The organism is Helicobacter salomonis, assembly GCF_017979425.1.
GTDB lineage: Bacteria > Campylobacterota > Campylobacteria > Campylobacterales > Helicobacteraceae > Helicobacter > Helicobacter salomonis.
This window is the reverse complement of record NZ_JAERIS010000065.1, coordinates 1-276: the sequence shown is the minus strand read 5'-3', so window position 1 is coordinate 276 and position 276 is coordinate 1. Positions and strand designations below refer to the sequence as shown.

Genomic DNA, 276 nt, shown 5'->3' with positions numbered 1-276 from the left:
CATCTCAGTAGCTAGAGGAAAAGAAATCAACGAGATTCCCTGAGTAGTGGCGAGCGAAAGGGGAAAAGGGCAAACCGGGTGCTTGCACTCGGGGTTGAGGACGACAACATTCAAGGGGTTTATCTAGCAGAGTTGCTTGGAAAAGCAAGCCATAGAAGGTGATAGCCCTGTATGCGAAAGATACACCCTAGATAGTCGTATCCAGAGTAGGCCAGGACACGTGAAATCCGGGCTGAAGCCGGGGAGACCACTCTCCAACCCTAAATACTACTACTA

Annotated in this window: 1 rRNA gene; it reads left to right on the top strand. The window is 50.0% G+C overall.

Annotation, left to right across the window (positions count from 1 at the left end):
• Window positions 1–272: ribosomal RNA gene (locus KCO92_RS07285) — 23S ribosomal RNA — on the top strand; the annotation flags it as partial.
• Between the last annotated feature and the right edge of the window lie 4 nt (window positions 273–276).